Annotated in this window: 24 protein-coding genes; 13 read left to right on the forward strand and 11 right to left on the reverse strand. The window is 65.7% G+C overall.

Going from position 1 to position 22,430, the window contains the following annotated elements; translation table 11 throughout:
* Positions 1–15 precede the first annotated feature (15 nt).
* Positions 16–630: a YqiA/YcfP family alpha/beta fold hydrolase gene (locus FPL11_RS09645; protein ID WP_144348418.1), complete on the forward strand. Its 615-nt coding sequence runs from the start codon at positions 16–18 to the stop codon at positions 628–630.
* Here FPL11_RS09645 and FPL11_RS09650 read toward each other — a convergent pair.
* Both FPL11_RS09650 and FPL11_RS09655 read right to left on the reverse strand, forming a co-directional pair.
* A complete protein-coding gene (locus FPL11_RS09650) occupies positions 602–1,483 on the reverse strand; it encodes a copper resistance D family protein (RefSeq protein WP_144348419.1) in 882 nt (293 codons plus the stop codon). The two genes, FPL11_RS09645 and FPL11_RS09650, sit on opposite strands and share 29 nt — an antisense overlap.
* Positions 1,484–1,846 (reverse strand): copper resistance CopC family protein, encoded by a 363-nt coding sequence (locus FPL11_RS09655; RefSeq protein ID WP_144348420.1) that lies wholly within the window; start codon positions 1,844–1,846, stop codon positions 1,484–1,486. It abuts the gene before it with no gap.
* Positions 1,847–1,945: 99 nt separating this feature from the next.
* Here FPL11_RS09655 and FPL11_RS09660 point away from each other — a divergent pair, with 99 nt between their 5' ends.
* From FPL11_RS09660 to FPL11_RS09675, 4 genes are read left to right on the forward strand one after another with little or no spacing between them, the layout of a single operon-like run.
* A complete protein-coding gene (locus FPL11_RS09660) occupies positions 1,946–2,332 on the forward strand; it encodes a DUF2237 family protein (protein WP_110882593.1) in 387 nt (128 codons plus the stop codon).
* Between the two features lie 15 nt (positions 2,333–2,347).
* Positions 2,348–3,898: a BCCT family transporter gene (locus FPL11_RS09665; protein ID WP_144348421.1), complete on the forward strand. Its 1,551-nt coding sequence runs from the start codon at positions 2,348–2,350 to the stop codon at positions 3,896–3,898.
* A 12-nt stretch (positions 3,899–3,910) separates the two neighbouring features.
* Positions 3,911–4,990: a flavin monoamine oxidase family protein gene (locus FPL11_RS09670; protein ID WP_144348422.1), complete on the forward strand. Its 1,080-nt coding sequence runs from the start codon at positions 3,911–3,913 to the stop codon at positions 4,988–4,990.
* A gap of 5 nt (positions 4,991–4,995) precedes the next feature.
* Positions 4,996–5,781 (forward strand): hypothetical protein, encoded by a 786-nt coding sequence (locus FPL11_RS09675; protein ID WP_235013452.1) that lies wholly within the window; start codon positions 4,996–4,998, stop codon positions 5,779–5,781.
* On the opposite strand, the gene FPL11_RS09680 is transcribed toward FPL11_RS09675, so the two are convergent.
* A complete protein-coding gene (locus FPL11_RS09680; RefSeq protein ID WP_144348424.1) occupies positions 5,778–6,734 on the reverse strand; it encodes an MBL fold metallo-hydrolase in 957 nt (318 codons plus the stop codon). The two genes, FPL11_RS09675 and FPL11_RS09680, sit on opposite strands and share 4 nt — an antisense overlap.
* Before the next feature lie 13 nt (positions 6,735–6,747).
* Complete coding sequence (locus FPL11_RS09685) at positions 6,748–7,308, reverse strand: biotin transporter BioY (protein ID WP_144348425.1); 561 nt, start codon at positions 7,306–7,308, stop codon at positions 6,748–6,750.
* Positions 7,309–7,425: 117 nt separating this feature from the next.
* Here FPL11_RS09685 and FPL11_RS09690 point away from each other — a divergent pair, with 117 nt between their 5' ends.
* Positions 7,426–8,508 (forward strand): TRAP transporter substrate-binding protein, encoded by a 1,083-nt coding sequence (locus FPL11_RS09690; RefSeq protein ID WP_144348426.1) that lies wholly within the window; start codon positions 7,426–7,428, stop codon positions 8,506–8,508.
* Position 8,509: 1 nt separating this feature from the next.
* On the opposite strand, the gene FPL11_RS09695 is transcribed toward FPL11_RS09690, so the two are convergent.
* The 3 genes from FPL11_RS09695 to FPL11_RS09705 are packed head-to-tail and all read right to left on the reverse strand — an operon-like array spanning position 8,510 to position 11,558.
* On the reverse strand, positions 8,510–9,880 hold the full coding sequence (locus tag FPL11_RS09695) for a TRAP transporter large permease (protein WP_069134030.1): 1,371 nt from the start codon (positions 9,878–9,880) through the stop codon (positions 8,510–8,512).
* On the reverse strand, positions 9,877–10,419 hold the full coding sequence (locus tag FPL11_RS09700; RefSeq protein ID WP_235011820.1) for a TRAP transporter small permease subunit: 543 nt from the start codon (positions 10,417–10,419) through the stop codon (positions 9,877–9,879). The genes FPL11_RS09695 and FPL11_RS09700 overlap by 4 nt, the downstream gene beginning before the upstream one ends.
* Complete coding sequence (locus FPL11_RS09705) at positions 10,416–11,558, reverse strand: iron-containing alcohol dehydrogenase (RefSeq protein ID WP_144348427.1); 1,143 nt, start codon at positions 11,556–11,558, stop codon at positions 10,416–10,418. The genes FPL11_RS09700 and FPL11_RS09705 overlap by 4 nt, the downstream gene beginning before the upstream one ends.
* Positions 11,559–11,810: 252 nt before the next feature.
* Here FPL11_RS09705 and FPL11_RS09710 point away from each other — a divergent pair, with 252 nt between their 5' ends.
* From FPL11_RS09710 to FPL11_RS09730, 5 genes are all read left to right on the forward strand, one after another.
* Positions 11,811–12,830: an amino acid ABC transporter substrate-binding protein gene (locus tag FPL11_RS09710; protein WP_069134027.1), complete on the forward strand. Its 1,020-nt coding sequence runs from the start codon at positions 11,811–11,813 to the stop codon at positions 12,828–12,830.
* Positions 12,831–12,920: 90 nt separating this feature from the next.
* Positions 12,921–14,108 carry an amino acid ABC transporter permease gene (locus FPL11_RS09715; protein WP_144348428.1) on the forward strand — a complete coding sequence of 396 codons (1,188 nt, stop codon included), beginning with the start codon at positions 12,921–12,923 and terminating at the stop codon, positions 14,106–14,108.
* A gap of 4 nt (positions 14,109–14,112) precedes the next feature.
* On the forward strand, positions 14,113–15,213 hold the full coding sequence (locus FPL11_RS09720; RefSeq protein ID WP_144348429.1) for an amino acid ABC transporter permease: 1,101 nt from the start codon (positions 14,113–14,115) through the stop codon (positions 15,211–15,213).
* 15 nt (positions 15,214–15,228) lie between these two features.
* Entirely contained in the window at positions 15,229–16,032 is an 804-nt protein-coding gene (locus tag FPL11_RS09725; protein WP_069134024.1) for an amino acid ABC transporter ATP-binding protein, read from the forward strand.
* A 15-nt stretch (positions 16,033–16,047) separates the two neighbouring features.
* Positions 16,048–16,722, forward strand: a complete 675-nt coding sequence (locus FPL11_RS09730; RefSeq protein ID WP_069134023.1) for a response regulator — start codon at positions 16,048–16,050, stop codon at positions 16,720–16,722.
* Here the strand turns inward: FPL11_RS09730 and FPL11_RS09735 are convergent, their stop codons facing one another.
* From FPL11_RS09735 to ppsR, 3 genes are all read right to left on the reverse strand, one after another.
* On the reverse strand, positions 16,723–17,145 hold the full coding sequence (locus FPL11_RS09735; RefSeq protein ID WP_144348430.1) for an Rrf2 family transcriptional regulator: 423 nt from the start codon (positions 17,143–17,145) through the stop codon (positions 16,723–16,725). It abuts the gene before it with no gap.
* Positions 17,146–17,156: 11 nt separating this feature from the next.
* Entirely contained in the window at positions 17,157–17,630 is a 474-nt protein-coding gene (locus FPL11_RS09740; RefSeq protein WP_144348431.1) for a DUF1249 domain-containing protein, read from the reverse strand.
* Between the two features lie 63 nt (positions 17,631–17,693).
* Positions 17,694–18,515, reverse strand: a complete 822-nt coding sequence (gene ppsR / locus FPL11_RS09745) for a posphoenolpyruvate synthetase regulatory kinase/phosphorylase PpsR (protein WP_069134020.1) — start codon at positions 18,513–18,515, stop codon at positions 17,694–17,696.
* Between the two features lie 77 nt (positions 18,516–18,592).
* Between ppsR and ppsA the strand changes: the two genes are divergently transcribed.
* On the forward strand, positions 18,593–20,968 hold the full coding sequence (gene ppsA, locus FPL11_RS09750) for a phosphoenolpyruvate synthase (protein ID WP_144348432.1): 2,376 nt from the start codon (positions 18,593–18,595) through the stop codon (positions 20,966–20,968).
* 8 nt (positions 20,969–20,976) lie between these two features.
* Positions 20,977–21,801 (forward strand): sulfurtransferase, encoded by an 825-nt coding sequence (locus tag FPL11_RS09755; RefSeq protein ID WP_235013453.1) that lies wholly within the window; start codon positions 20,977–20,979, stop codon positions 21,799–21,801.
* Positions 21,802–21,813: 12 nt separating this feature from the next.
* On the opposite strand, the gene orn is transcribed toward FPL11_RS09755, so the two are convergent.
* Positions 21,814–22,374, reverse strand: coding sequence for an oligoribonuclease (orn, locus tag FPL11_RS09760; RefSeq protein WP_144348434.1), 561 nt, complete (start codon positions 22,372–22,374; stop codon positions 21,814–21,816).
* Between the last annotated feature and the right edge of the window lie 56 nt (positions 22,375–22,430).

Consider the following 22,430-nt stretch of genomic DNA (forward strand, 5'->3'; position numbering starts at 1 on the left):
GTCTTTGAATCCCGAATGCAATCACCGAGAGACTCAATGATCACGCTCAACTACCTGCACGGCTTCAACTCCGCAGCCCTCGAGACCGATACCAAAGTCGGCGAACTCGCCACCCGCTTCGGCGTTCATCGCATCAACTACGACAGTTTCGCCCCCCGCGCCAGCATCATCGAGTCGATTGCCGCGCAGTCCGTCGAAGGCGACACCACCGCGTTCATCGGCACCTCGCTGGGCGGCTACTTTGCGGCCGTCATGGGTCAGCGTCTGGCGTGCCCCGCGATCCTGGTCAACCCAAGCTGCGACCCGCACTGGGCGCTGGCGCATTACCGCGGCATGACCCTTGAGAATTACAAACTGCCCGATCAGCCACCGCAGACGCTGACCTCGGCGGTCGTCGACTCCTACCGGGACACCGCCCTGTCCACTGACCCGGCGGATTACCCGGTTCCGCCCCTACTCGTGCTGGATACCGGCGATGAACTGCTGGACGCCCGGGCCACCCACAAACGGTACGCGTCGCTGGGTGCGGCACTGGTGTTCGAGGGAGGATCCCACCGCTTCGAGCACATGCCCGAGGCCCTCGACGGCATTGAGGCCTATCTCAGCCGCTCGGCCCGGTCAGCGTCGTGAAAGTCGCGCTCACCACCAGGATGAATCCAATCGCTACCGCTTCGACGTGCAACGACCGGCGCAGTCGCCGCCGCGCGCCGGGATGCCCGGCAACCAGTGCCGGTGTGTACCGGCGTTTGTTCAAGGCCGCCAACCATAGCACCCCGGCAAACGCGGCCAGCTTGAGCGCAAAGAGCTGGCCATAGGGTGTCTGCAGGGCAGCGACGATGCCTCCGGTGAGCTGGTCAAGGGTCAGCGCACCGGCCACCAGCAACAGCCCGACAGCCACCGGTGCCTTGTCACCAAAATCCTCGGCAACCCGCGCGGCAGCATTGCCGGGCTGATGGCTCAGGCGCTCGAGCGGCAGGAAGATACCCACCCAGAACGCCAGGCAGAGCATGTGAATGGCCAGCAGGAGATTATCCAATGCGCCGGGCGTGTTGCTGACATGACCACCGACGGCAAACGCTCCAACGATCAGCGCAACACCTGCCAACGATACGGCGGCTCCGCTCGCGCCACGCATCAACCCACCGACCAGCAACACGGCACCGAGGCCCTCCAGGCCCAGTGCCTTTCCCAGCGAGCCCGTGGCCAGCAGGCCCAGTAGCTGAACATCGACCGCGGCCGTCCAGTCATTGCCGGCGAGAAAGACTGCCTCCAGCATCAGCTGGGCCATCAGTGCAAACAGGATGACCGGTACCAGAGCGGCCGCAAGCCGACGCAGAAACCGGCGCTCCTTCAACGGCACGCCGTCGATGGTCAGGCCGACCAGAATGGACCCCGCCGCCACCAGCAGAGCGCCATAAGTGATCGCCTTGAGGCTGATGACAACGCCATCGAAAGCGGTCGCGTCGGCGATGACTTCGAGCACTCAGCGCTCACTCACCGTAAAGCTGAGCGCCGCCGACAGGGTGTGTGCGTCGCCGGACAGGCCGCGCCATTCGAGGGTGTAGTCGCCAGCCGGCAGATTCGGCGGCTCGACGACAAGGCGGTCACTCGCCGAGCGACCGGCCATGGCGCTCACCGCGTAGTCGGTGCCGTCCTCGGCACGCAGCGTGACACTCACAATGCGCATGGGTGCGCTCAGCGCCACGGCGATGCGTTCCGGCGACTCGCCGACGGTTGCCCCATCAGCCGGTGTACTCGATGTCACCATCGAGTGGGCGTTGACGGATCCCGCTGCCAGCGACAGCAAAAGGGCAAGGGTTGCCAACGGCAGAACGAGTGACCTCATGAGTACTCCTGATACGATCCACGACGCTATTCTTGCAACCAATTGTAGGCACTCGACCCTGCGTAGGCAACCCGCATCCTGCAGGGGTAGACTGGGAACATGGATCAGTTCAAGAGCACCAACGTATTCGGCAGCGCACTCCAGCCCTGCGGGCAGGACCCGGTGACCGGGTTTTACCGGGATGGCTGCTGCAACACCGGCCACGCCGACGGTGGCATGCATACGGTCTGCGCCATCGTCACCGAGGCGTTCCTGTCGTTTTCACGCAGCCGCGGCAATGACCTGACTGCACCCGTACCATTCGCCGACTTCCCGGGGCTCAAGCCCGGCGATCGCTGGTGCCTGTGTGCCGGGCGCTGGCTCGAGGCCCATCGCGCCGGTGTCGCGCCGCTGGTCGACCTTGCGGCCACCCACGAAGAAACCCTCGCCGTGATCGGCTTTGAAACGCTCGCCGCCCATGCCGTCGCGGGCGATGATCACGACTAGACCGGGGCGGCGCTGATGCGCGACAAGCCGCGCGACGAGCGGTTCTTCGCCACCGTCAACCCGACGGTGTTCACCGCCTCGGCACTGATCGTCGGCGGGTTTCTGGCGTTTGGCATCCTGCTGCCCGCTCAGGCCACGGCGTTGTTCGAAGCCGTTCACGATCTCATCACCGCCTATCTGGGCTGGAGCTATCTGGTGGTGGTGACGTTCTTTGTCGGCTTTCTGATCTGGCTGGGGCTGAGTCGCTACGGGCGCATCCGCCTGGGTCAGCCCGGGGACCGGCCGCATTTTCGCTTCTCGGCCTGGTTCGCGATGCTGTTCAGCGCCGGGATGGGCATCGGACTGGTGTTCTGGAGCGTCGCCGAACCGATCCTGCATTACCAGAACCCACCGACCGGCCCCGGGGGCACGCGCGAGGCCGCCGGTCAGGCGATGATCTACAGCTTTTTCCACTGGGGACTGCACGCCTGGGCCGTCTACGTGGTGCTGGGCCTGTCAGTGGCATACTTCAGCTTCCGCCATCAGCTGCCGCTGACCATCCGCTCGATCTTCTACCCGCTGATCGGCGATCGGATCCACGGGCCCATCGGTCACGCCATTGATACGCTGGCCGTGTTCGGCACGCTGTTCGGGCTCGCGACCTCGCTCGGCTTTGGGGCAATGCAGCTCAACACCGGACTCAACGAGTTACTGGGGATGCCGGTGGGGCCTGTCTGGCAGGTGGGCATCATCGCCACGATCACCGGGTTTGCCGTGGTCTCGGTGATCTCGGGGCTTGACCGGGGCCTGAAATGGCTGAGCGTCTTCAACCTCAGCCTGGCGCTGCTGCTGCTCGCGTTCATCTTCATGGCCGGCCCGTCGCTGTTCCTGATCCGTTTTCTGCTCGAATCAGTGGGCGGCTATTTCCAGCAACTGGTGGGCCTGAGTCTGTCCACCGGGGCCATGCAGGGCACTCAGTGGCACGAGGACTGGACCATGTTCTACTGGGGCTGGTGGATCGCCTGGTCGCCCTTCGTCGGGCTTTTCATCGCCCGGATTTCCCGTGGCCGCACCATTCGCGAATTCATTGTCGGCGTGCTCGCGCTGCCGACGCTGTTCGTGTTCGCCTGGCTGACCGTCTTCGGCGGCACGGCCCTGCATCTGGAAGTCTTTGGCGGCAACGCCGGCATTGCCGCGGCGGTCAGCGAGGACACCACGGTGGCCCTCTACCGAACCCTCGACGCCCTCCCGTGGTCGACCCTCACGTCGGCGCTGGCGACACTGCTGATTGCCACATATTTCGTCACTTCGTCCGATTCGGGGACGTTCGTTGTCGACTCGCTGATCTCGCGCGGCGCGACGCACTCGCCGCGCCGCCAGCGGGTGATCTGGGGCATTACCGAGGGAGCGGTCGCCGCGACGCTGCTGTTGATTGGCGGTGAAACCGCGCTGCAGGGGCTCCAGACCGGTGCCCTGACCGCAGGCCTGCCAGTGGCGGTCATCCTGGTGGTCTGCTGCTTCAGCCTGATGCGCGCCCTGCGCTACGAATCGACGGAATCGGATATTCAGCCCATTGCGAGAAAATAGAAAAGGTGACGCATGATCGAGACCGAGCTGGCGATCGTCGGCGCAGGCCTTGCCGGCATGACGGCTGCGCGGACGGCGTTTGACGCCGGCACCCGGCCGCTCATCCTCGAGGCGGGGCATCGCATCGGCGGGCGCATCGAGGGCCTGCCCGACGCCGATGGACGCGTGGTTGGCGATCTCGGCCCTTCATGGGTGTGGCCGGCCTTTCAGCCGGGCATCCAGCGCTGGCTGGACCGCCTTGATCTGCCAGTCTTCGATCAGTACGAGCACGGCGACGCGGTCCTCGATGGATTCGCGCCCACCCCCATGCGCCATCAACTGCCCGGGCAGTTCGGCATGGCGCGCATCGTCGGCGGCCCCAGCCGACTGGTCGAGGCGATGGCAGCGCCGCTGGACGCGGGTTGTTTCCACTATGGCTCACCGGTCGAGTCGATCCGCCAGCGTGATGACGGCCGCCTCGAAGTCCACCGGCAGTCCGGTCCGCCGGTGATTGCCGGGCAGGTTCTGGTGGCGGCGCCGCCCCGGCGGGTTGCCGAGCGCATCACCCTGCCTGCTTCGATCGATCCGGGACTCCACCGGGCCCTTGCCGGGCAATCGACCTGGATGGCAGCTCAGGCCAAGGCGATCATCCAGTATGCACACCCATTCTGGCGTGATGCGGGACTTTCGGGCCGTATCGCCAGCCGCGTCGGGCCGCTTTTCGAGGCCCATGACCACACCAGTGCCGAGGGCGATGCCGCGCTGTTCGGATTTATCTCGACCCCGCTTTCCGAGCGCCGGGAGCGATCGCTGGAGCAGCCGATCATCGATCAGCTCACGCGCTGCCTCGGGCCGCAGGCCGCGCAGCCTGATGCCGTGGTGATCCGCGACTGGGCCATGGATGACACGGTCTGTTCCGAGGCCGATCGCCGCGAGCCACCGGCCCACCCCTCAGTGGGGCCTGCGACACTGCGGGCCCCGCACCTGGGCGGACGGTTGTGGTTCTGCGCAGCGGAAACGGCCGACCAGAGCACGGGCCTGCTGGAGGGCGCGCTGCTGGCCGGCGAAGCCGCCGCCCGAGGCGCCCTGGAGCAACGCCCTCAGGTGGCATGAATCCCATGCCGCGCTTCGACGCCTGTATCGGGATTGACTACTCGGGCGCGGCCACCGCCGAGCGCGGACTCACTGGACTGCGTGTCTACGAGGCCACTGCCGGCGGTCCCATCACCGAGATCCGGCCCACTCCGAGCGGCCGCCAGCACTGGAGTCGTCGGGCGCTGGCGGCATGGCTCGAGACGCGTCTGCTCACCGATGACCGCGTCCTCGTCGGCATCGACCATGGGTTCGCCTTCCCCGGCGCGTGGTTTGATGCCCATGGCGTGGCGCGCGACTGGGATGTTTTTCTCGACGACTTCTGTCGTCATTGGCCGACCGACCAGCCCGACACCCCCGTCGAATCCATCCGTCGGGGCGAATGCGGCGATGGCCTGGCCCGCCTCGGCAACGCACGCTGGCGCCGTCATACGGAGCATCCGGTGGGCGCGAAGTCGGTATTTCATTTCGACGTGCCGGGATCGGTAGCCAAATCAACCCACGCCGGGCTGCCATGGATCAATCGTCTACGCCATCGCCTCGGGCCGCGGCTGCATGCCTGGCCCTTTGATGGCTGGTCCATACCCGCGGACCGCTCGGCGATCGCCGAGATCTACCCGTCTTTATGGGCCGCCGACTATCCCCGCGACGGCCGGACGGCCGATCAACAGGACGCCTACAGCGTTGCCCGGGCGCTGCAGGCCGCCGATCAGAATCATCAGCTTGACGCCTGTTTGGAGCCGACGCTGGATGCCACCACCGCGGCGGCCGCAGCTTACGAAGGGTGGATCCTGGGGGTGACGGGCGTCTAGCCCGAAGCGCGGCGCGCCTTTTTCCGGCGCCAGTGCCAGAGGCCTTCCACGGTCAGCCACAGATCCAGGCCAAAATCACGCTCAAAGGCGGCCCGATCCGCGCCGGCCGGCAATGCCTCGGCCCAGCCGCTGACGAGGCGCCGCTGAAGATCGTCCAGGGAGTCGCACTCAAGCGTCCAGTCAACGGCCGCATCCAGCAGGGTCTGGAGCCGGTCCGCGGCGGCGCGCGGTGCCTCGATCAAAGGGAAATGGGCCGGTGCCACGTAGCGCGGATCGATGTCACGGATGCGCTCGAGGGTCTGGCGATAGGCGTCCGGGTCGAACTGGGGCGGTGGCACGACGGGCACCAGAAACGGCGCGGCGCCTTCGGCATAGCCGGGATAACCCGCGCCGAAGGCGTCGCCGGCGATGAATACGGACCGGTCAGCGTCCAGCAGGCTCAGGTGATGCCAGGCATGCCCCGGCGTGTGGATGACCTGGAGCTGCCTTGCGCCCGTCGCCACCATGGCGCCGTCCTCCAGCGCCACGATGCGCGTCGGGTCCACCGGGACGAGCGGTGCATATTCACGATCAAAGAAGGCGTCGCCGTAGAGCGCCCGGACGCCCGCCTCCAGCCGCCCGGGATCCACCAGATGGTCTACGCCCGAGGGATGCACCCCGAGCCGCGCCGCCGGCAGGGCCTGCATGAGCGGGCCGGCGCCCCCCGCGTGGTCCAGATGCACGTGGGTGGGGATGACCCAGTCCACCGCCGAGCGGTCGAGTCCGGACGCGGCAAGCGCTTCGAGGATGACCGCGACGCTGTGGACGACGCCGGTGTCGACGAGGGCTGCCCGGCCCTGATCGATGACCAGGTAGCAGGCCGTATGCGCCGGCCGCAGATAGCCGGTGTCGATCCGTATCAGGCCCGGCGCGATCTCCGTGGCGGCGGCGGTTGGCGTTGTATTCCGCGACATCGCCGCCGGCCGCCTAGCGCCGCGCGATCCGCATCATGCCCCAGGCGACGAGACCGGCGCCGATGACCTTGAGAATCGCACCGGGGATGAACGGCACCAGGCCGGCAACCACCGCCTGCTCGGCACTGCCGACCCACACCGCAAGCCACGGCAGTCCCAGCAGATAGACCGGCAGGTTACCGATGCCCGCCGCGGCAATCGCGGTCAGCGGATGCCGGGCCCAGCCGTGAAACGCCAGCCAGCCAGCGACCCATGCCGCCGCCACCATGCCCAGCAGATAACCCCCTGTGGGACCCGCCAGATAGGCCGGCCCACCGCCGCCGACAAACACCGGCAGCCCCATCAGCCCCTGGGCCAGATAGGTCAGCACCGTCGCCGCCCCCAGTACGGGGCCATAGACCATGCCGAGGGCCAGCACGACAAAGGTCTGCATGCTGAACGGCACCGGCCAGAACGGGATCTCGACCCGCGCGGAAAGCGCCAGTAATCCCGTGCCCACCAGCACGCAGAGCGCCTGCCGGATGCGGTTGCCATTGGCCCAGTCGGATACCCGGGTGGGTGTGTAGGTCGTCATTACTGCCCCCTTATCTTGTTGGTCACTGACAGTAGCAAAACCGCCATCGCCCGTCAGCCATTGCGGCGGGTCCACAGCCGGCATTAAGCTTGCCGTTTTAGGTTCGGAGAAAACGCAATGGATCGTCGAGGGTTCATCAAGGGCGCCGGCACCGGGCTGGTGGCCGCCGGCAGCATCAACGCGCCGGCAGTGATCGCGCAGCCGCGGCGCTTTCGGCTGAATATGCTGACGTCATGGCCGGCTTCGCTGGACAACCTCTACGGCACGGCCGAGTACTTTGCCGAACGCATCGAGGTCCTCACCGATGGGGACGTCCGGGTCCGCACCTCGCCGGGCGGCGCCGAAGTCGGACCAGTGGAGGTCTACGATGCCGTGTCCAGCGGCGCCTTCGAGGCCTGCCACACCGCGCCCTACTACTTCATCGGCAAGAATCCGGCGCACGGCTTTTTCACCTCGCTGCCCTTCGGCATGACCCTGGAGCAGCAGAATGCCTGGATGACCGCGGGCGACGGCCAGACGCTCTGGGACGAGCTCAACGCCCAGGACAATCTGATCGCCTTTCCGGGCGGCAACACCAGTGCCCAGTGCGGTGGCTGGTTCAATGTCCGGATCAACTCGCCGGCCGACCTCCAGGGGCTGCGCATGCGCTTCCCGGGGCACGGCGGGCGTGCCATGGCCAAAGCCGGCGTGAACATCCAGCAGCTTCCCGGCGGCGAGGTATTCACCGCGATGGAGCGTGGCGCGCTGGACGCCGCCGAATGGGTCGGCCCCTACGACGACCAGATCCTGGGCATGCAAGACGTCGCCCAGTACTACTACCTGCCGAGCTGGGCCGAGCCCAGTGCCATGCTTGGCTTTTACTTCAACCTCGACGTCTGGAGCGGGTTCCCGGCCGATATCCAGGCGCAGATCCGTGCCTGCTGCGCCGAGGCGAACAACTGGATGGCGGCTCAGTACCTGGCCAAGAATCCGGTCGCACTCGAGTCCCTGAAATCGCAGGGGGTCGAGGTCCTCGACTTTCCCGACAGCGTCCTGGCCGCTTTCCGCAATGGCGCCGCGGCCGTGCACGAAGAGGACATGGACAACGAGGACTACGCCCGCATCTACCCCAACTGGTCGGCCTTCCGCGACCGGCTGCGCGGCTGGGATCAGGTGAACAGCTACCGGTACCGCGAATTCATCTACCGCGACGCCGACTGAATCAGCCGGCGAGTCCCGGCAGCCAGGTGACCAGGCCAGGGAAGGCCACGATCAGCACAAGCATCAGCAGCTGTATCCCGATGTAGGGCAGGATCCCGGCGTAAATGGCGCGGGTGGGCACCGCATCGGGCGTGACACCGCGCAGATAGAACAGTGAGAACCCGAACGGCGGCGTCAGGAACGAGGCCTGCAGGTTCATCGCGATCAGCACCGCAAACCACAGGGGACTCAGCCCGAAGCTCTCGGCGATCGGCGTCACCAGCGGGACCACGATGAACGTGATCTCGATGAAGTCGAGAAAGAACCCGAGGATGAAGATCGTCAGCATGACGAACAGGATGAAGCTCGTCTCGCCACCGGGCAGCGCCAGCAGAAAGTCTTCCACCAGCCATTGACCGCCCATGGCACTGAACACGGTGGCGAATACCGTGGCGCCCACCAGAATGGTGAACACCATCGCGGTCAGCCGGACCGTGGTGTCGGACACGGACAGCAGACTGCCGCGCGAGAGTTTGCCATAGGCGAGCGCCAGCAGCAGCGCCCCGAACGCCCCCATGGCGCCCGCTTCGGTGGGGGTGGCCAAGCCCACGAAAATCGTCCCCAGCACCGCGCCCACCAGCGCCAGCGGTGGGACCAGGCAGCGCAGCACCGCCAGCCACAGGGGGCCAGCCGGGCCGCGGTCGTCGGCACCCTCCGGCAGCGCCGGAGCAGCCAGGGGCCGGCGCCAGGCAACCAGCGCGATCCATGCCACGTAGGCGATGCCCAGTAACAGGCCGGGGATCAGCGCACCGACAAACAGGTCCCCCACGTTCACGCCCATCTGATCGCCAAGAATGATCAGGACAATGGACGGTGGGATGATCTGGCCCAGCGTGCCGCTGGCGGCGATGGTGCCGGTGGCGAGGCGCTGGTCGTAGCCGTATTTGAGCATGACCGGCAGTGCCAGCACGCCCATCGTGACCACCGAGGCGCCCACCACACCGGTGGCGGCGGCAAGCAGCATGCCCACCAGCACCACCGAGACCGCCAGCCCGCCGCGCAGCCGTCCGAACAGCCGGCCCATGGTCTGCAGCAGGTCCTCGGCAAGGCCCGAGCGCTCGAGCATGCTGCCCATGAAGATGAAAAACGGCACGGCAACCAGGGTGTAATTGTCCATGATCGAGCCATACACCCGCTGCGGCAGGATGCTGAGCCGGGCGACACGGAACAGCGGCTCCCACGGCAGGGCGATGCCCAGACCGGGCAGCCAGTCGCTGGCGATGAGCGTGAACAGCAACCCCGTCCCCGCCAGGGCGAAGGCGACCGGATAGCCGCTGAGCAGGAACACCAGCAGCACGGCGAACATGGCCAGGGGCAGAAGCTCGTAAATCATTGCGCCTCCCGCCCGGTCAGCGTGGCGGCGGCCTTGATCGCCTGACTGATCCCCTGGGCCAGCAACAGCGCGAAACCGATCAGGATGACGGTCTTGATCGGGTAGAGCGGCAACCCCCCGGGGTTAGGGCTGACTTCGCCCCGCGCCCAGGCCAGGGCGACATAGTCGACGCCATTGAGGAGCATGACCCCACAGAATGGCACCAGCGCGAGCAGCGCACCCAACAGATCCACCCACGCCCGCGTGCGGGCGCTGAATCGGGACTGGAGAATGTCGACGCGGATGTGCCCATCGTGGCGGAGCAGATAGGCGCTACCCAGCAGGAAGATCACCGCGAAAGCCTGGATCTGGCCCTCGAGCAGGGCGTTCGAGGACAGCTGCATGCCGAGCTCCGCGCCCAGATAACGGCCAATCACGTTGATCACCCCGAGGGCGATCATCAGCATCGCCACCCATCGCAGCGCCCGGCCCACCCGGTCGCTGAGCGCATCAATCATTCCTGAGAGCGTCAGCAGTCCGCGCATCACACGGCCACTCACCAGGCCGACTCCATCATCGCCACCAGGGTTTCGGCGGGCAGCACCACCGGGTTGCCCTTCATCGATGAGGACCGCTCGGCGGCCGCGGCAATCGCTGGCAGATCACTGCGCACGAGCCCCGCCGAGCCCAGACCGGGCAGCCCCTGCGTACGGGACCACTGCGCGAGGTGATCAATGGCCGTGTCGGCCTCGCAACCCAGGGCGTCGGCGATCCACCCCTCCACCGCGCCGATCCGCGCGGCGGTTGCACCATGGGTGGCGGCGCGATTGGCCCGCAGGGCCGCTGGCAGCAATGCGCCGGCAATGGCGCCATGGGGCAGGTCGGTCATGCCGCCAAGCGGCCCGGCAAGGCCATGCACGGCACCCAGCCGGGCATTGGCGAGGGCCAGGCCCCCGGTCAGACTGACCCAGGCCATGTCGTCACGCGCGGCCGGATCCTCGCCCGCCATCAATCGCCGGAGCGCCGTCAGTCCCAGAGGAATCGCATCGCGGCAGAGTGCATCGGTAAACCGATTGGCCTGACCGCTGAGATACGGCTCAATCACCTGCGTCACGGCGTCGAGACCGCTTGCCAGGGTGACCGCGGCCGGTGAGTGATCGGTCAGGGCAGGATCGACGAGGGCCACTGCCGGGAGCAGACGCGGATCACGCAGTGACACCTTGCGGCGGGCCTCGGGCACGTCAATCACCGCGTTGCGGGTCGCCTCGGTGCCAGTGCCGGCCGTCGTGGGGAGGGCAATGAACGGCAGCGGCGTGGCATCCAACGCGGCACCGCCACCCACCACCTCGAGATAGTCCAGCACATCCCCCGCGGCCGGGATGAGCGCCGCCACCGCCTTGGCGGTATCGATCACGGACCCGCCGCCCAACCCCACGACCACGTCGACGTCGGCCTGACGCCCCAGCGCCACGCCGGTCTCGATGAGACCCACATCGGGCTCGTGGGGGCAGGCCAGGCACGCGCACCCGGTGCCCATTTCCGTCAGTCCGTCGACCAGCCACTGCGCCCGAGCGGCGTTGGCACCATGAACGACCAGTGCCCGGCGGCCATGGGCGAACACGGTACTGACCGCCTCGACGGCCGTATCCCGACCAAACCGGACATGACGGGGCAGGTGCAGATCAAAGGCGGTGGACATGCGCTTCTCCGGGATTTTTCAAGCCGCCTATCGTCGCAGGCGGATGCCGGGTCGTCCATGCCATCAGATGCACTGTTTATGTGCAGATCGCCCGGACTTGTCCAGACTGGTGCATCCGTGACATAACGGATCCCGGCACCGTTGACGGCCGCGGGTCGAGGAGGAGAGTCCACCCGATTGGCACGTAGTTTGCTTGAGACAGGGGTGCCGAACTGGCTTTGCACACCCTCGAGACAAAAGAGGAACGCGGGAATGAATAAGACAATCATCTCAATGGGCCTTGCCGCGACCGGGCTGCTGGCGTTTGCCGGCACCACACAGGCGGCCACCCTTCAGGACGTGCAGGATGCAGGGGAACTGCGCTGCGGCGTCAGCAACGGGCTGCCCGGGTTTTCACAACCCGACAGCAGCGGCAACTGGGCGGGCATCGATGTGGACACCTGCCGGGCCGTCGCGGCCGCGGTACTCGGTGACGCCGATGCCGTGGAATTCATCCCCCTGACCGCCGCGGAGCGTTTCACCGCCCTGCAGTCGGGCGAGATCGATGTGCTGTCGCGCAACACCACGTGGACGACCACCCGTGATGCGTCGCTGGGCCTGAACTTCACCGGCACCAACTACTACGACGGGCAGGGCTTTCTCATCAAGACCGCGCTCGGCGTCGACAGCGCCTATGACCTCGACGGGGCCGCGGTCTGCACCCAGGCCGGCACCACCACCGAGCTCAACCTGGCCGACTTTTTCCGGGCCAACGACATGGAGTATGAAGCGGTGGTGTTCGACACCTCCGAGGCGAGTGCCCAGGGCTTTGACAACAACCGTTGTGACGTCCTGACCTCGGACACCTCGCAGCTCGCGGCGCTGAAGACCCAGCTGACGGATCCGGATTCCGCCGAGATCCTGCCGGAGATCATCTCCAAGGAACCGCTGGGCCCCGTGGTCCGGCAGGGCGATGACGAATGGTTCAACGTCGTCAAATGGGTGCTGTTCGGGCAGATCAATGCCGAAGAGTACGGCATCACCTCGGAGAACGTCGAAGAGATGGAGTCCTCGGACAACCCGAGCGTGCAGCGTATCGTCGGCACCTCCGGCAACATGGGCGAGATCCTTGGCCTCGACGACGACTTCATGGTCGATGTGATCAGCCAGGTCGGGAACTACGGCGAGATGTTCGAGCGTAACGTGGGCCCGGACACGCCGCTTGGCCTCAACCGGGGCAATAATGCCCTGTGGACCGACGGTGGCATCCTCTACGCACCGCCGTTCCGGTAAGCGCACTACGGCGCAATGAAACCGCCCGGGCGTCGGATGCCGATGCCCGGGTGCTGACAACCCACTCACCCACGGCACAGGCCGGCAGTCATGAGCAGCGACCCGACACCGCTTAAGCCGGGCAACCCCAAACCCTGGAATGATCCGCGCGTCCGCTCGGTGGCCTTCCAGCTCATCGCAATCGCCGCCGTGGCCTGGATCGGATACAGCCTTTTTCAGAATACGATCAGCAACATGGAAAGCCGGGGCATCCGCACCGGGTTCGGGTTTCTGAATGAAACCGCCGGCTTCGGCATCATCATGAGCCTGATCGATTACAACGAAACCATGACCTATGCCCGGACCTTTCTGGTCGGGCTGACCAATACCCTGCTGGTCTCAGGGCTGGGCATTCTTTTTGCGACGATCGTCGGATTCATCGTCGGCATCGCGCGGCTTTCCACCAACTGGCTCGTGGCAAAGCTCGCGCTCGCGTACATCGAGATCTTTCGTAACGTCCCGCTGCTGCTGCAGATCTTCTTCTGGTACTTCGCGGTGCTCGGCACCCTGCCCGGCCCGCGGCAGGCCCTCGATGTCGGCGGCGTCGCCTTTCTGAGCAACCGCGGAATCATCATCCCCCGGCCCGTGTTCGAGGCCGGCGCGGGATGGATCGGCATTGCGTTGATCATCGCGCTGATCGCCTCGGCCGTGATGGTCACCTGGGCGCGCCGCCGTCAGGCCGCGACCGGCCGGATCTTTCCGGCGTTTCCCCTGGCGTCCGCGCTGATCCTCGGCCTTCCGGCGCTCGCCTACTTCGTCATGGGGCGGCCGGTGGGGTGGGATATTCCGGCCATGGGCGGATTCAACTTCTCAGGCGGCATCACCGCCATTCCCGAGCTGGGTGCCCTGCTTCTGGCGCTGACGATCTATACCGCGACTTTCATCGCCGAAATCGTCCGCTCGGGCATCGTCTCGGTCAGCAGCGGCCAGACTGAAGCCGCTCTGGCACTGGGACTGCCGCCGCGACGCGTATTGCGACTGGTGGTCATCCCCCAGGCGTTGCGCGTGATCATCCCGCCACTGACCAGTCAGTATCTTAACCTGACCAAGAACTCATCCCTGGCAGTGGCCATCGGCTATCCCGACCTGGTCAACGTATTCATGGGCACGTCCCTCAACCAGACCGGTCAGGCCGTGGAGATCGTCGCCATGACCATGGCGGTCTACCTGGCGATCAGCCTGAGCATTTCGCTTCTCATGAACATCTACAATCGCGCCGTGGCGCTGAAGGAGCGGTAGCGACATGGTCCCGCATCAGCCCCTGCCCAATCAGCCCCCGCCGGTGACGCAGCGTGGCGTCATCCGCTGGCTGCGCGCCAACCTTTTCTCGAGCTGGATCAATGGTCTGGTCACTCTGGTGGTGGGCTACTACCTGCTGAGCACGCTCATTCCGCTGATCGACTGGGCGTTCATCGGCGCGGTCTTTACCGGCGATGGCGTCGACGCCTGTCGGCCCGGCAAGGCCTGCTGGATATTCGTCGAGGAGCGCTTCGGCTTTTTCATGTATGGCTTCTATCCCGAGGCCCTGCGCTGGCGGCCCACCCTGGCGTTCGTGCTGTTCGCCCTCGCCGTTGTCCCGCCGTTTCTGCCACTGCCAGCCAGGCTGCGGCGCGGCGTCGCCATTTTCGGTCTCACCGGGTTACCGGTGGGTGGGTATATCCTGATCGCCGGCGGTGTGTTCGGCCTCGAGTCGGTGGATACCTCCCAGTGGGGCGGGCTGATGCTCACCCTGATACTGGCCTATGTGGGCATCATCGCCGCCCTGCCCATCGGCGTCGCCCTGGCGCTGGGGCGACGCTCCGAAATGCCGGTCATCCGCGGCATCTGCGTGATATTCATCGAATTCTGGCGGGCGGTGCCGCTGATCACCATCCTTTTCATGGCCTCGGTCATGCTGCCGCTGTTCCTGCCGGATGGGGTGACCTTCGACAAACTGCTGCGGGCACTGATCGGCATCACACTGTTCCAGGCCGCGTATATGGCCGAGGTGGTGCGCGGTGGACTCCAGGCAATCCCGAAGGGACAGTATGAGGCGGCCGAGGCGCTGGGGCTGGGATACTGGCGCCGCATGCGGCTGATCATCCTGCCGCAGGCACTGAAGATCGTCGTCCCCGGGATCGCCAATACCGTGATCTCGCTGTTCAAGGACACCACGCTCGTATTGATCATCGGTCTGTTTGACCTGCTCGGTGCGGTCAAGTCAACGCTCAGCGACCCGGCCTGGAACAACGTCATGGCCGAAGGATATCTATTCGTCGCCTTCTGTTTCTGGGTATTCTGCTTTGGGATGTCGCGGTACAGCCACCGCGTTGAAAAGCAGCTCGATACCGACCATCGGCAGTAGTAAAGGACACCCGGCATGGAAAACAACGGCACGGGCTTCGAGGCCGAGACCCTGACCACCCCGGTTGAATCGGCCGCCAGTGATGAGAGCATCATTCAGGTCAACGACCTCAACAAGTGGTTCGGCGACTTCCATGTGCTCAACTCGATCAACCTCGATGTCCAGAAGGGCGAGCGCATCGTGATCTGCGGCCCGTCCGGGTCGGGCAAGTCCACGCTGATCCGCTGCCTCAACCACCTCGAGGCCCATCAACGCGGCCAGATCATCATCGACGGCGTCGAGCTGAATGAAGACGTCAAGAACATCGAGGCCATCCGGCGCGAGGTCGGCATGGTGTTCCAGCAGTTCAACCTGTTCCCGCACCTGAGCGTGCTCGAGAACTGCCTGCTGGCGCCCATCTGGGTCCGTAAGACGCCCCGGCGCGAGGCCATCGAGATGGCCATGCACTATCTCGAACGGGTGCGCATCCCGGAACAGGCGGACAAATACCCGGGCCAGCTCTCAGGCGGACAGCAGCAGCGGGTGGCCATCGCCCGGGCCCTGTGCATGCAGCCCAAGATCATGCTGTTCGATGAGCCGACCTCGGCGCTCGACCCGGAGATGATCAAGGAGGTCCTGGATGTCATGGTCGAGCTGGCGAGCAGCGGCATGACCATGCTGTGTGTCACCCATGAAATGGGCTTTGCCAAGACCGTGGCGGACCGGGTGATCTTCATGGATGACGGCCAGATCGTCGAGGCCGCGCCACCCCGGGACTTTTTCACCCGCCCCGAGCAACCGCGGACCCGCGAGTTTCTCGAACAGATCCTGCAGCACTGAGGAACGGATGATTGGATGAAGCGCGCTCTGGTCATCGACCCGGATGGCGACGAACAGCAGCGGGTCCAGAACATCCTCTGCAGGCTCTGGCCCGAAATTGACCTGATCGCTGTCTCCGACATCAAGTCGGCCCATGGGCAGCTTGGCCGCTCGATGCCGGGACTGCTCATCACCGACTTCTATCTGCCCGACGGCTCGGGGCTTGAGCTGATCGAGCAGATGCGCATGCTCTACCCCGATTCGCCGCGCGTGCTGCTGACCCGGCATGATGACGAGGCCCATCTGCGGGCGGCCCTGCGCCAGGGCATTGACGGCTATATCCTCAAGGACCAGGGCAACGACGGGATCCAGGCGCTATTCGCCGCCATCGGCAAGGGAGACCCCGGGCTCTCGCCCGAAATCACGCGCCTCGCGCTGCGGCAGTTTGAAGCGCCACTGACTGAGCCGGGGTCCGGCACGGGCTCTGAACCCGCCGATAGCGAAGCGGCCGGACTGACCCAGCGCGAGATCGAGGTCCTTGCCCTGCTCTCCCAGGGGCTCGATCGGCATCGGGTGGGCGAGGCACTGGTGATCCGGCCGTCCACCGTGGCCGGCCACATCAAGTCGATCTATCTCAAACTCAATGTATCGACCCGTGCCGAGGCGACCCTGGCGGCGGTCAAACTCGGCCTCGTCGACCTCGAACCGTAGTCACCCGTCCAGCGACACCAGCGCGGGATCCGCGGCAAGGTCGGCCAGCGTGATACCGGCCAGAAAATCCCGGATTTGATCGGACAGATCCGACCACAGGTCATGGGTGATGCAGTGATTGCCCGCGTCATCATGCCCACCCCCGTCATCCACCATGGCGGCAGCCGGCGGATCCACCGCCATGATGACCGCCGCCACGCTGATCGTGTCGGCCGCCCGGGCCAGGCGATAGCCGCCGCCCGGTCCGCGCATGCCATGGACCAGTCCGTCGCGGCGCAGATCGGCGAACAGCTGCTCAAGATAGGACAGGGAGAGCGACTGACGCTGGGAGATATCCGCCAGCGTGACCGGCCCACCGTCCTGATGCAGCGTCAGGTCCATGATGGTGGTCAGGGCGTAGCGGCCCTTCGTTGAAAGGCGCATGCAACCCCCTCCTAGACGGCCCAGCGTCTTGCGGAAGGCCTCAGCACGACCGCTTCGCCGCTGGCACTCGGAAAACCGTGTCCCTCGCCCAGGCAGTAGCGCAGCCAGCGATAGAGGAACCGGTTGGCCCCCCAGCGCCAGGCCAGCGGCGCCTGCCCCGCGGTCTCGGTCTCAGTGGCCAGCACCTCGGCCACCCGGGCATCATGATAGATACGCACCTGCAGATCCGGCAGCGACTCATCACCATCACGACGGGCAAACCGGTGGGTGAGCATCAGCGTGGTGGTGTAGGGGCAACGTTCAATGACTTCAAGATGCAGATCGGGGCCGCGGTCAACGCTCGAGACCTGCGCGTCACGCCGTCCGTCAAGCTGCGGCACCAGGCGGCGCAGGAAGATGTAGTTGCTCTCGTAGAGCTCCATGAGCGCGGCGAAACTGCCCTGCGGCGGGCGCTCTGCAACGAGTTGGCCAGGCTGCTTGATCATGCGCGGATGCTAGCACAGCCACGCGGCGTGGGACGCCCCCTGACTGGCATCAAAGCCGGGATTTTAATAGAGTCGCCGCGGAAGATGACGCGACTGGATGATCATCGCCGCGATCTCCTCAATGGACATGGTGGTGGTGTTCGAGAAAGGCAGTTTCTCCTGGTGAAAAAGCCCCTCGGCGCGAGCCGTTTCATACTGACACTGGCGCAGCGACGCATAACGGGTGTTCGCGCGCCGCTCGGCACGGATCTGGGCGAGCCGTTCGGGACGGATCGTGAGCGCGTAGATCCGCTGGCGGAACGGCCGCAGCACTTCCGGCAGCCGGCCACTGAGCAGATCATCATCAGTCAGCGGATAGTTCGCTGCGTAGATCCCGTACTGAAGCGCCATGTAGATGCAGGTCGGTGTCTTGCCCGAGCGCGACACGCCGACAAGGACCACGTCGGCCTGCTCGTAGTGACGCACCGCGGCGCCATCGTCGGCGGATAGCGCGTAGTTCATGGCATCGATACGCAGCTTGTACGCCCCGGGATCGGCAATGCCATGGCTGCGGCCGATGGTGTGGCTCGACTCCATGCCGAGCTCGCTTTCGAGCGGGCCGATGAAGGTGTCAAAAAAATCAAGCACCACGGCGTTGACCCGCCGCAGCCGGTTGCGCAGGCCCGCATCGATGATGGTGCTGAAAACGATGGGGCGCACGCCGCTGGCGCGTCCCGCCGATTCGATCTGCTCGATGGCGGCATCCACCGCGTCCGGGCTGTCGGTAAAAGGCATGCTCACCGGCGAGGCCTCGAGCGCGAACTGGGTGAGTAGGCTGTGGCCAAGCGTCTCGGCGGTGATCCCGGTGCGATCCGATATGAAAAAGACACTGCGCGATTCAGACATGGCGGGACTCGACTTGATCAACGATAATCACGCATCAGTATACCGATGCGGCACATACTTTTAACGGGAGAGCGGTAGTGAGCGAATATGTAGTCTGGTTCGAGTCGCTGGGCATGGACGATGTCGAGCGGGTAGGCGGCAAGAATGCCTCGCTCGGTGAGATGATCAGCAACCTTTCCGGTGCGGGCGTGCAGGTCCCCGGGGGCTTCGCCACCACCGCGCAGGCGTATTGGGACTTTCTGGATGAAAGCGGGCTGCGGCCGCGGATCGAGGCCGCCCTCGACGGCCTCGACATCGACGATGTCCAGGCGCTGGCACGGGTTGGCGCACAGATCCGCTCGATGATCATCGAAACCCCCTTCCCGGCGGAACTCGACGAGGCGATCGCGAAGGCCTGGTCGCAGCTCGTCGAGCGTTCGCAGAAAGCCGATCTGTCGGTGGCGGTGCGGTCCTCAGCGACCGCCGAGGACCTGCCCGACGCCTCCTTCGCCGGCCAGCAGGAGACCTTTCTCAACGTCCGCGGGCTTGACAACGTCCGCCGCACGATCCGGGACGTCTTCGCCTCGCTGTTCAACGACCGCGCGATCTCCTACCGCGTGCACCATGACTTTGCGCACGACAAGGTCGCGCTCTCGGCGGGCATCCAGGAAATGGCGCGCACCGATGTCGGTGCCTCGGGCGTGATGTTCACCATGGACACCGAATCCGGCTTCCGTGACGTGGTGTTCGTGACCGCCTCCCATGGTCTTGGCGAGACCGTGGTGCAGGGCTCGGTCAACCCCGACGAGTTTTATGTTCACAAGGCGACGCTGGCCGCCGGGCGGCCCGCCGTCCTGCGCCGGACGATGGGTGAGAAGGCCATCAAGATGGTCTATGAGGACGACCCGGACAGCGACGAGACGGTGCGGGTCGTTGAGACATCACAGGCGGAACGGGCCGGTTTCTGCCTCAGCGATGCGGATGTCGAGTCGCTGGGGCGTCAGGCCACGACCATTGAGGCCCACTATGGCCGCCCCATGGACATCGAGTGGGGTAAGGATGGCGAGACCGGGCGCCTGTACATCCTCCAGGCCCGGCCAGAGACGGTGAAAAGCCGCGACGGCGGCCAGAGTCTACAGCGCTACCAGCTCCACGAACGTGGTCAGGTGCTGGTTGAAGGCCGCGCCATCGGTCAGCGTATCGGCGCCGGCCGCGCCCGTGTGGTGGATGATCTCGAGGACATGCACACCGTCGAGGCCGGCGACGTCCTGGTCACCGACATGACCGATCCCGACTGGGAGCCGATCATGAAGCGTGCCTCGGCGATCGTCACCAACCGCGGTGGGCGGACCTGCCACGCCGCCATCATCGCCCGCGAACTGGGCATCCCCGCGGTGGTCGGCACCGGCAATGGCACCGACCGCCTGCATGATGGCCTCGAGGTGACGGTGTCCTGTGCCGAGGGGGATACCGGCTACATCTACCGGGGCATCCAGGACTTCGAGATCCGCAACATCGAGCTGGGCAACATGCCCGAGCTGCCATTCAAGATCATGATGAACGTGGGCAACCCGGACCGCGCCTTCGATTTTGCCCAGCTGCCCAATGCCGGCGTAGGGCTGGCCCGGCTCGAGTTCATCATCAACCGCATGATCGGCATCCATCCCCGGGCACTGCTGGAGTATGACCAGCAGCCGGATGACCTTAAATCGGTCATCGACAATCAGATCGCCGGTTATGATGATCCGGTCAGTTTCTACGTCGATAAACTCGCCGAGGGCATCAGTACACTGGCGGCGAGCTTTGCCGATCAGCCGGTGATCGTGCGCATGTCCGACTTCAAGTCCAACGAGTACGCCAACCTCATCGGCGGGGCCGCCTACGAGCCCGAGGAAGAGAACCCGATGATCGGCTTCCGTGGGGCGTCGCGCTACATCTCGGAGGACTTCCGGCCCTGCTTTGAGCTCGAATGCCGGGCCCTGCGCAAGGTGCGCGAGGAAATGGGGCTGACCAATGTCTGGATCATGATCCCGTTCGTGCGCACCCCCGATGAGGGCCGTCAGGTGGTGGATCTGCTTGCCCGCAACGGACTCGAAAAGGGTCGTGACGGGCTTAAGGTCATCATGATGTGCGAGCTGCCGTCGAATGCCGTGCTGGCCGACGAGTTCCTCGAGATCTTCGATGGCTACTCCATCGGCTCCAACGATCTCACCCAGCTCACCCTGGGGCTGGACCGCGATTCAGGACTGGTCGCGCACCTGTTCGAGGAGCGGGACCCGGCCGTCAAGGCGCTGCTGCACATGGCGATCCAGGCCGCCAACAAGGCGGGCAAATATGTCGGGATATGCGGCCAGGGCCCCTCGGATCACCCCGACCTGGCGCGCTGGCTGATGGATGAGGGCATTGATAGTGTCTCACTCAACCCTGACAGCGTGGTCGAGACCTGGCTGTACCTGGGCGGCGAGACCCACTGATGGCGGCCATGCCACGAGTGATCGCGGCGCATCATCTGGCGCAGCGCCTGGGCGACCCCGGGATCCAGGTGGTGTTTGTGGGCGATGAGACCGTTCACGCTCAGGGCCACATCGAGGGGGCGACCTGCCTGCGCTATGCGGATCTGGTAGCCGCCCGGCCCCCGGCCAGCGGGCTGCTGCCGGATTCGGCCACCCTCGCGAGGGTGCTGGCCGAAGCGGGCATCATCCCGACGCGGCATGTCGTTGCGTATGACGCAAGCGGCGGTGGCGCCGCCTCGCGACTGCTCTGGACCCTGGACTGCGTGGGTCACGACGACTGGTCGCTGCTCGACGGCGGACTGCCGGCGTGGCGGGCGGAAGGACTGCCACTGGTGGCCGACACCCACGCCGCCCGGGCCGGGGCGCCGCCCTACCCCGTCGACACGGCCGCCAGCCGCGCGCGGGCGGACGCCGACTACATCGAATCACACCTCGACGACCCGGATGTGGTCATCCTCGATGCCCGCTCGCCGGGCGAGTATCGCGGCGACGACGTTCGCGCGGCACGCGCCGGGCATATTCCCGGCGCCGTCAACCTGGACTGGACCGATAACGTCGACGCAGCCGGTGACGGCCGCCTGCGGCCAGCGGAGAGCCTGCGCGAGGCCTATGCCGCACTCGGCGTAACGCCCGAGCGCGAGGTGATCACGCACTGCCAGACGCATCACCGCTCATCGCTGAGCTATGTCGTGCTGCGCTGGCTCGGTTTCGAGCGGGTCCGCGGATACGATGGATCCTGGTCGGAATGGGGTAACGACCCGCGGCGCCCCGTCAGTGCCGGGAGCAACGCCTGAGCACGCCCGACATCAACCGCCCTTTGCCGCCTCGCACAGAAAACTGGCGCGGTAGTGGCGCAGCTCGGCGATGGAGTCGCGGATATCGTCAAGCGCCAGGTGCGAGCTGGTCTTACCGGTGGTCTCGGCCACGGAAGGCAGCCAGCGCCGCGCCAGCTCCTTGAGCGTGCTCACGTCGATGTGCCGGTAGTGGAAGTACCCCAGGAGCTCGGGCATCACCCGATGGAGGAAGCGACGATCCTGACAGATGCTGTTGCCGCACATGGGCGACACCCCCGCCGGCACCCATTGCTCGAGGAATCGCAGGGTCTGACGCTCGGCCTCACGCTCATCCACCACGCTCTGACGCACCCGCTCGAGCAGGCCCGAGCCACCGTGCTGGGTCTGATTCCACTCGTCCATGCCGGCCAGTACCGACTCAGGCTGATGGATGGCCAGCACCGGCCCCTCGGCGAGCACATTCAGATCGGCGTCAGTGACGATCGTGGCAATCTCGATGACCTGGTCGCGATCGACGTCGAGCCCGGTCATTTCAAGATCGATCCAGATCAGATTCGTCGCCGAGTAAAGCATTGGTCTGCATTCCCCTTGCCTGCATTGAGCCGGCAGTCTACCAAAGCCACTCCCCG

Origin of the sequence: Spiribacter aquaticus (assembly GCF_007625215.1) — a bacterium.
Classification (GTDB): Bacteria; Pseudomonadota; Gammaproteobacteria; order Nitrococcales; family Nitrococcaceae; genus Spiribacter; species Spiribacter roseus.

Excerpts from the sequence above, each read along its gene's own strand:
- orn (WP_144348434.1), bottom strand. The coding sequence starts at position 22,374 with ATGCTTTACTCGGCGACGAATCTGATCTGGATCGATCTTGAAATGACC.
- FPL11_RS09710 (WP_069134027.1), top strand. The coding sequence starts at position 11,811 with ATGAATAAGACAATCATCTCAATGGGCCTTGCCGCGACCGGGCTGCTG.
- FPL11_RS09675 (WP_235013452.1), top strand. The coding sequence starts at position 4,996 with ATGCCGCGCTTCGACGCCTGTATCGGGATTGACTACTCGGGCGCGGCC.
- FPL11_RS09695 (WP_069134030.1), bottom strand. The coding sequence starts at position 9,880 with ATGATTTACGAGCTTCTGCCCCTGGCCATGTTCGCCGTGCTGCTGGTG.
- FPL11_RS09665 (WP_144348421.1), top strand. The coding sequence starts at position 2,348 with ATGCGCGACAAGCCGCGCGACGAGCGGTTCTTCGCCACCGTCAACCCG.
- FPL11_RS09660 (WP_110882593.1), top strand. The coding sequence starts at position 1,946 with ATGGATCAGTTCAAGAGCACCAACGTATTCGGCAGCGCACTCCAGCCC.
- FPL11_RS09725 (WP_069134024.1), top strand. The coding sequence starts at position 15,229 with ATGGAAAACAACGGCACGGGCTTCGAGGCCGAGACCCTGACCACCCCG.
- FPL11_RS09670 (WP_144348422.1), top strand. The coding sequence starts at position 3,911 with ATGATCGAGACCGAGCTGGCGATCGTCGGCGCAGGCCTTGCCGGCATG.
- FPL11_RS09680 (WP_144348424.1), bottom strand. The coding sequence starts at position 6,734 with ATGTCGCGGAATACAACGCCAACCGCCGCCGCCACGGAGATCGCGCCG.
- ppsR (WP_069134020.1), bottom strand. The coding sequence starts at position 18,515 with ATGTCTGAATCGCGCAGTGTCTTTTTCATATCGGATCGCACCGGGATC.
- FPL11_RS09740 (WP_144348431.1), bottom strand. The coding sequence starts at position 17,630 with ATGATCAAGCAGCCTGGCCAACTCGTTGCAGAGCGCCCGCCGCAGGGC.
- FPL11_RS09655 (WP_144348420.1), bottom strand. The coding sequence starts at position 1,846 with ATGAGGTCACTCGTTCTGCCGTTGGCAACCCTTGCCCTTTTGCTGTCG.
- FPL11_RS09685 (WP_144348425.1), bottom strand. The coding sequence starts at position 7,308 with ATGACGACCTACACACCCACCCGGGTATCCGACTGGGCCAATGGCAAC.
- FPL11_RS09690 (WP_144348426.1), top strand. The coding sequence starts at position 7,426 with ATGGATCGTCGAGGGTTCATCAAGGGCGCCGGCACCGGGCTGGTGGCC.
- FPL11_RS09735 (WP_144348430.1), bottom strand. The coding sequence starts at position 17,145 with ATGCGCCTTTCAACGAAGGGCCGCTACGCCCTGACCACCATCATGGAC.
- FPL11_RS09645 (WP_144348418.1), top strand. The coding sequence starts at position 16 with ATGCAATCACCGAGAGACTCAATGATCACGCTCAACTACCTGCACGGC.
- FPL11_RS09705 (WP_144348427.1), bottom strand. The coding sequence starts at position 11,558 with ATGTCCACCGCCTTTGATCTGCACCTGCCCCGTCATGTCCGGTTTGGT.
- FPL11_RS09755 (WP_235013453.1), top strand. The coding sequence starts at position 20,977 with ATGCCACGAGTGATCGCGGCGCATCATCTGGCGCAGCGCCTGGGCGAC.
- FPL11_RS09730 (WP_069134023.1), top strand. The coding sequence starts at position 16,048 with ATGAAGCGCGCTCTGGTCATCGACCCGGATGGCGACGAACAGCAGCGG.
- FPL11_RS09715 (WP_144348428.1), top strand. The coding sequence starts at position 12,921 with ATGAGCAGCGACCCGACACCGCTTAAGCCGGGCAACCCCAAACCCTGG.
- FPL11_RS09720 (WP_144348429.1), top strand. The coding sequence starts at position 14,113 with ATGGTCCCGCATCAGCCCCTGCCCAATCAGCCCCCGCCGGTGACGCAG.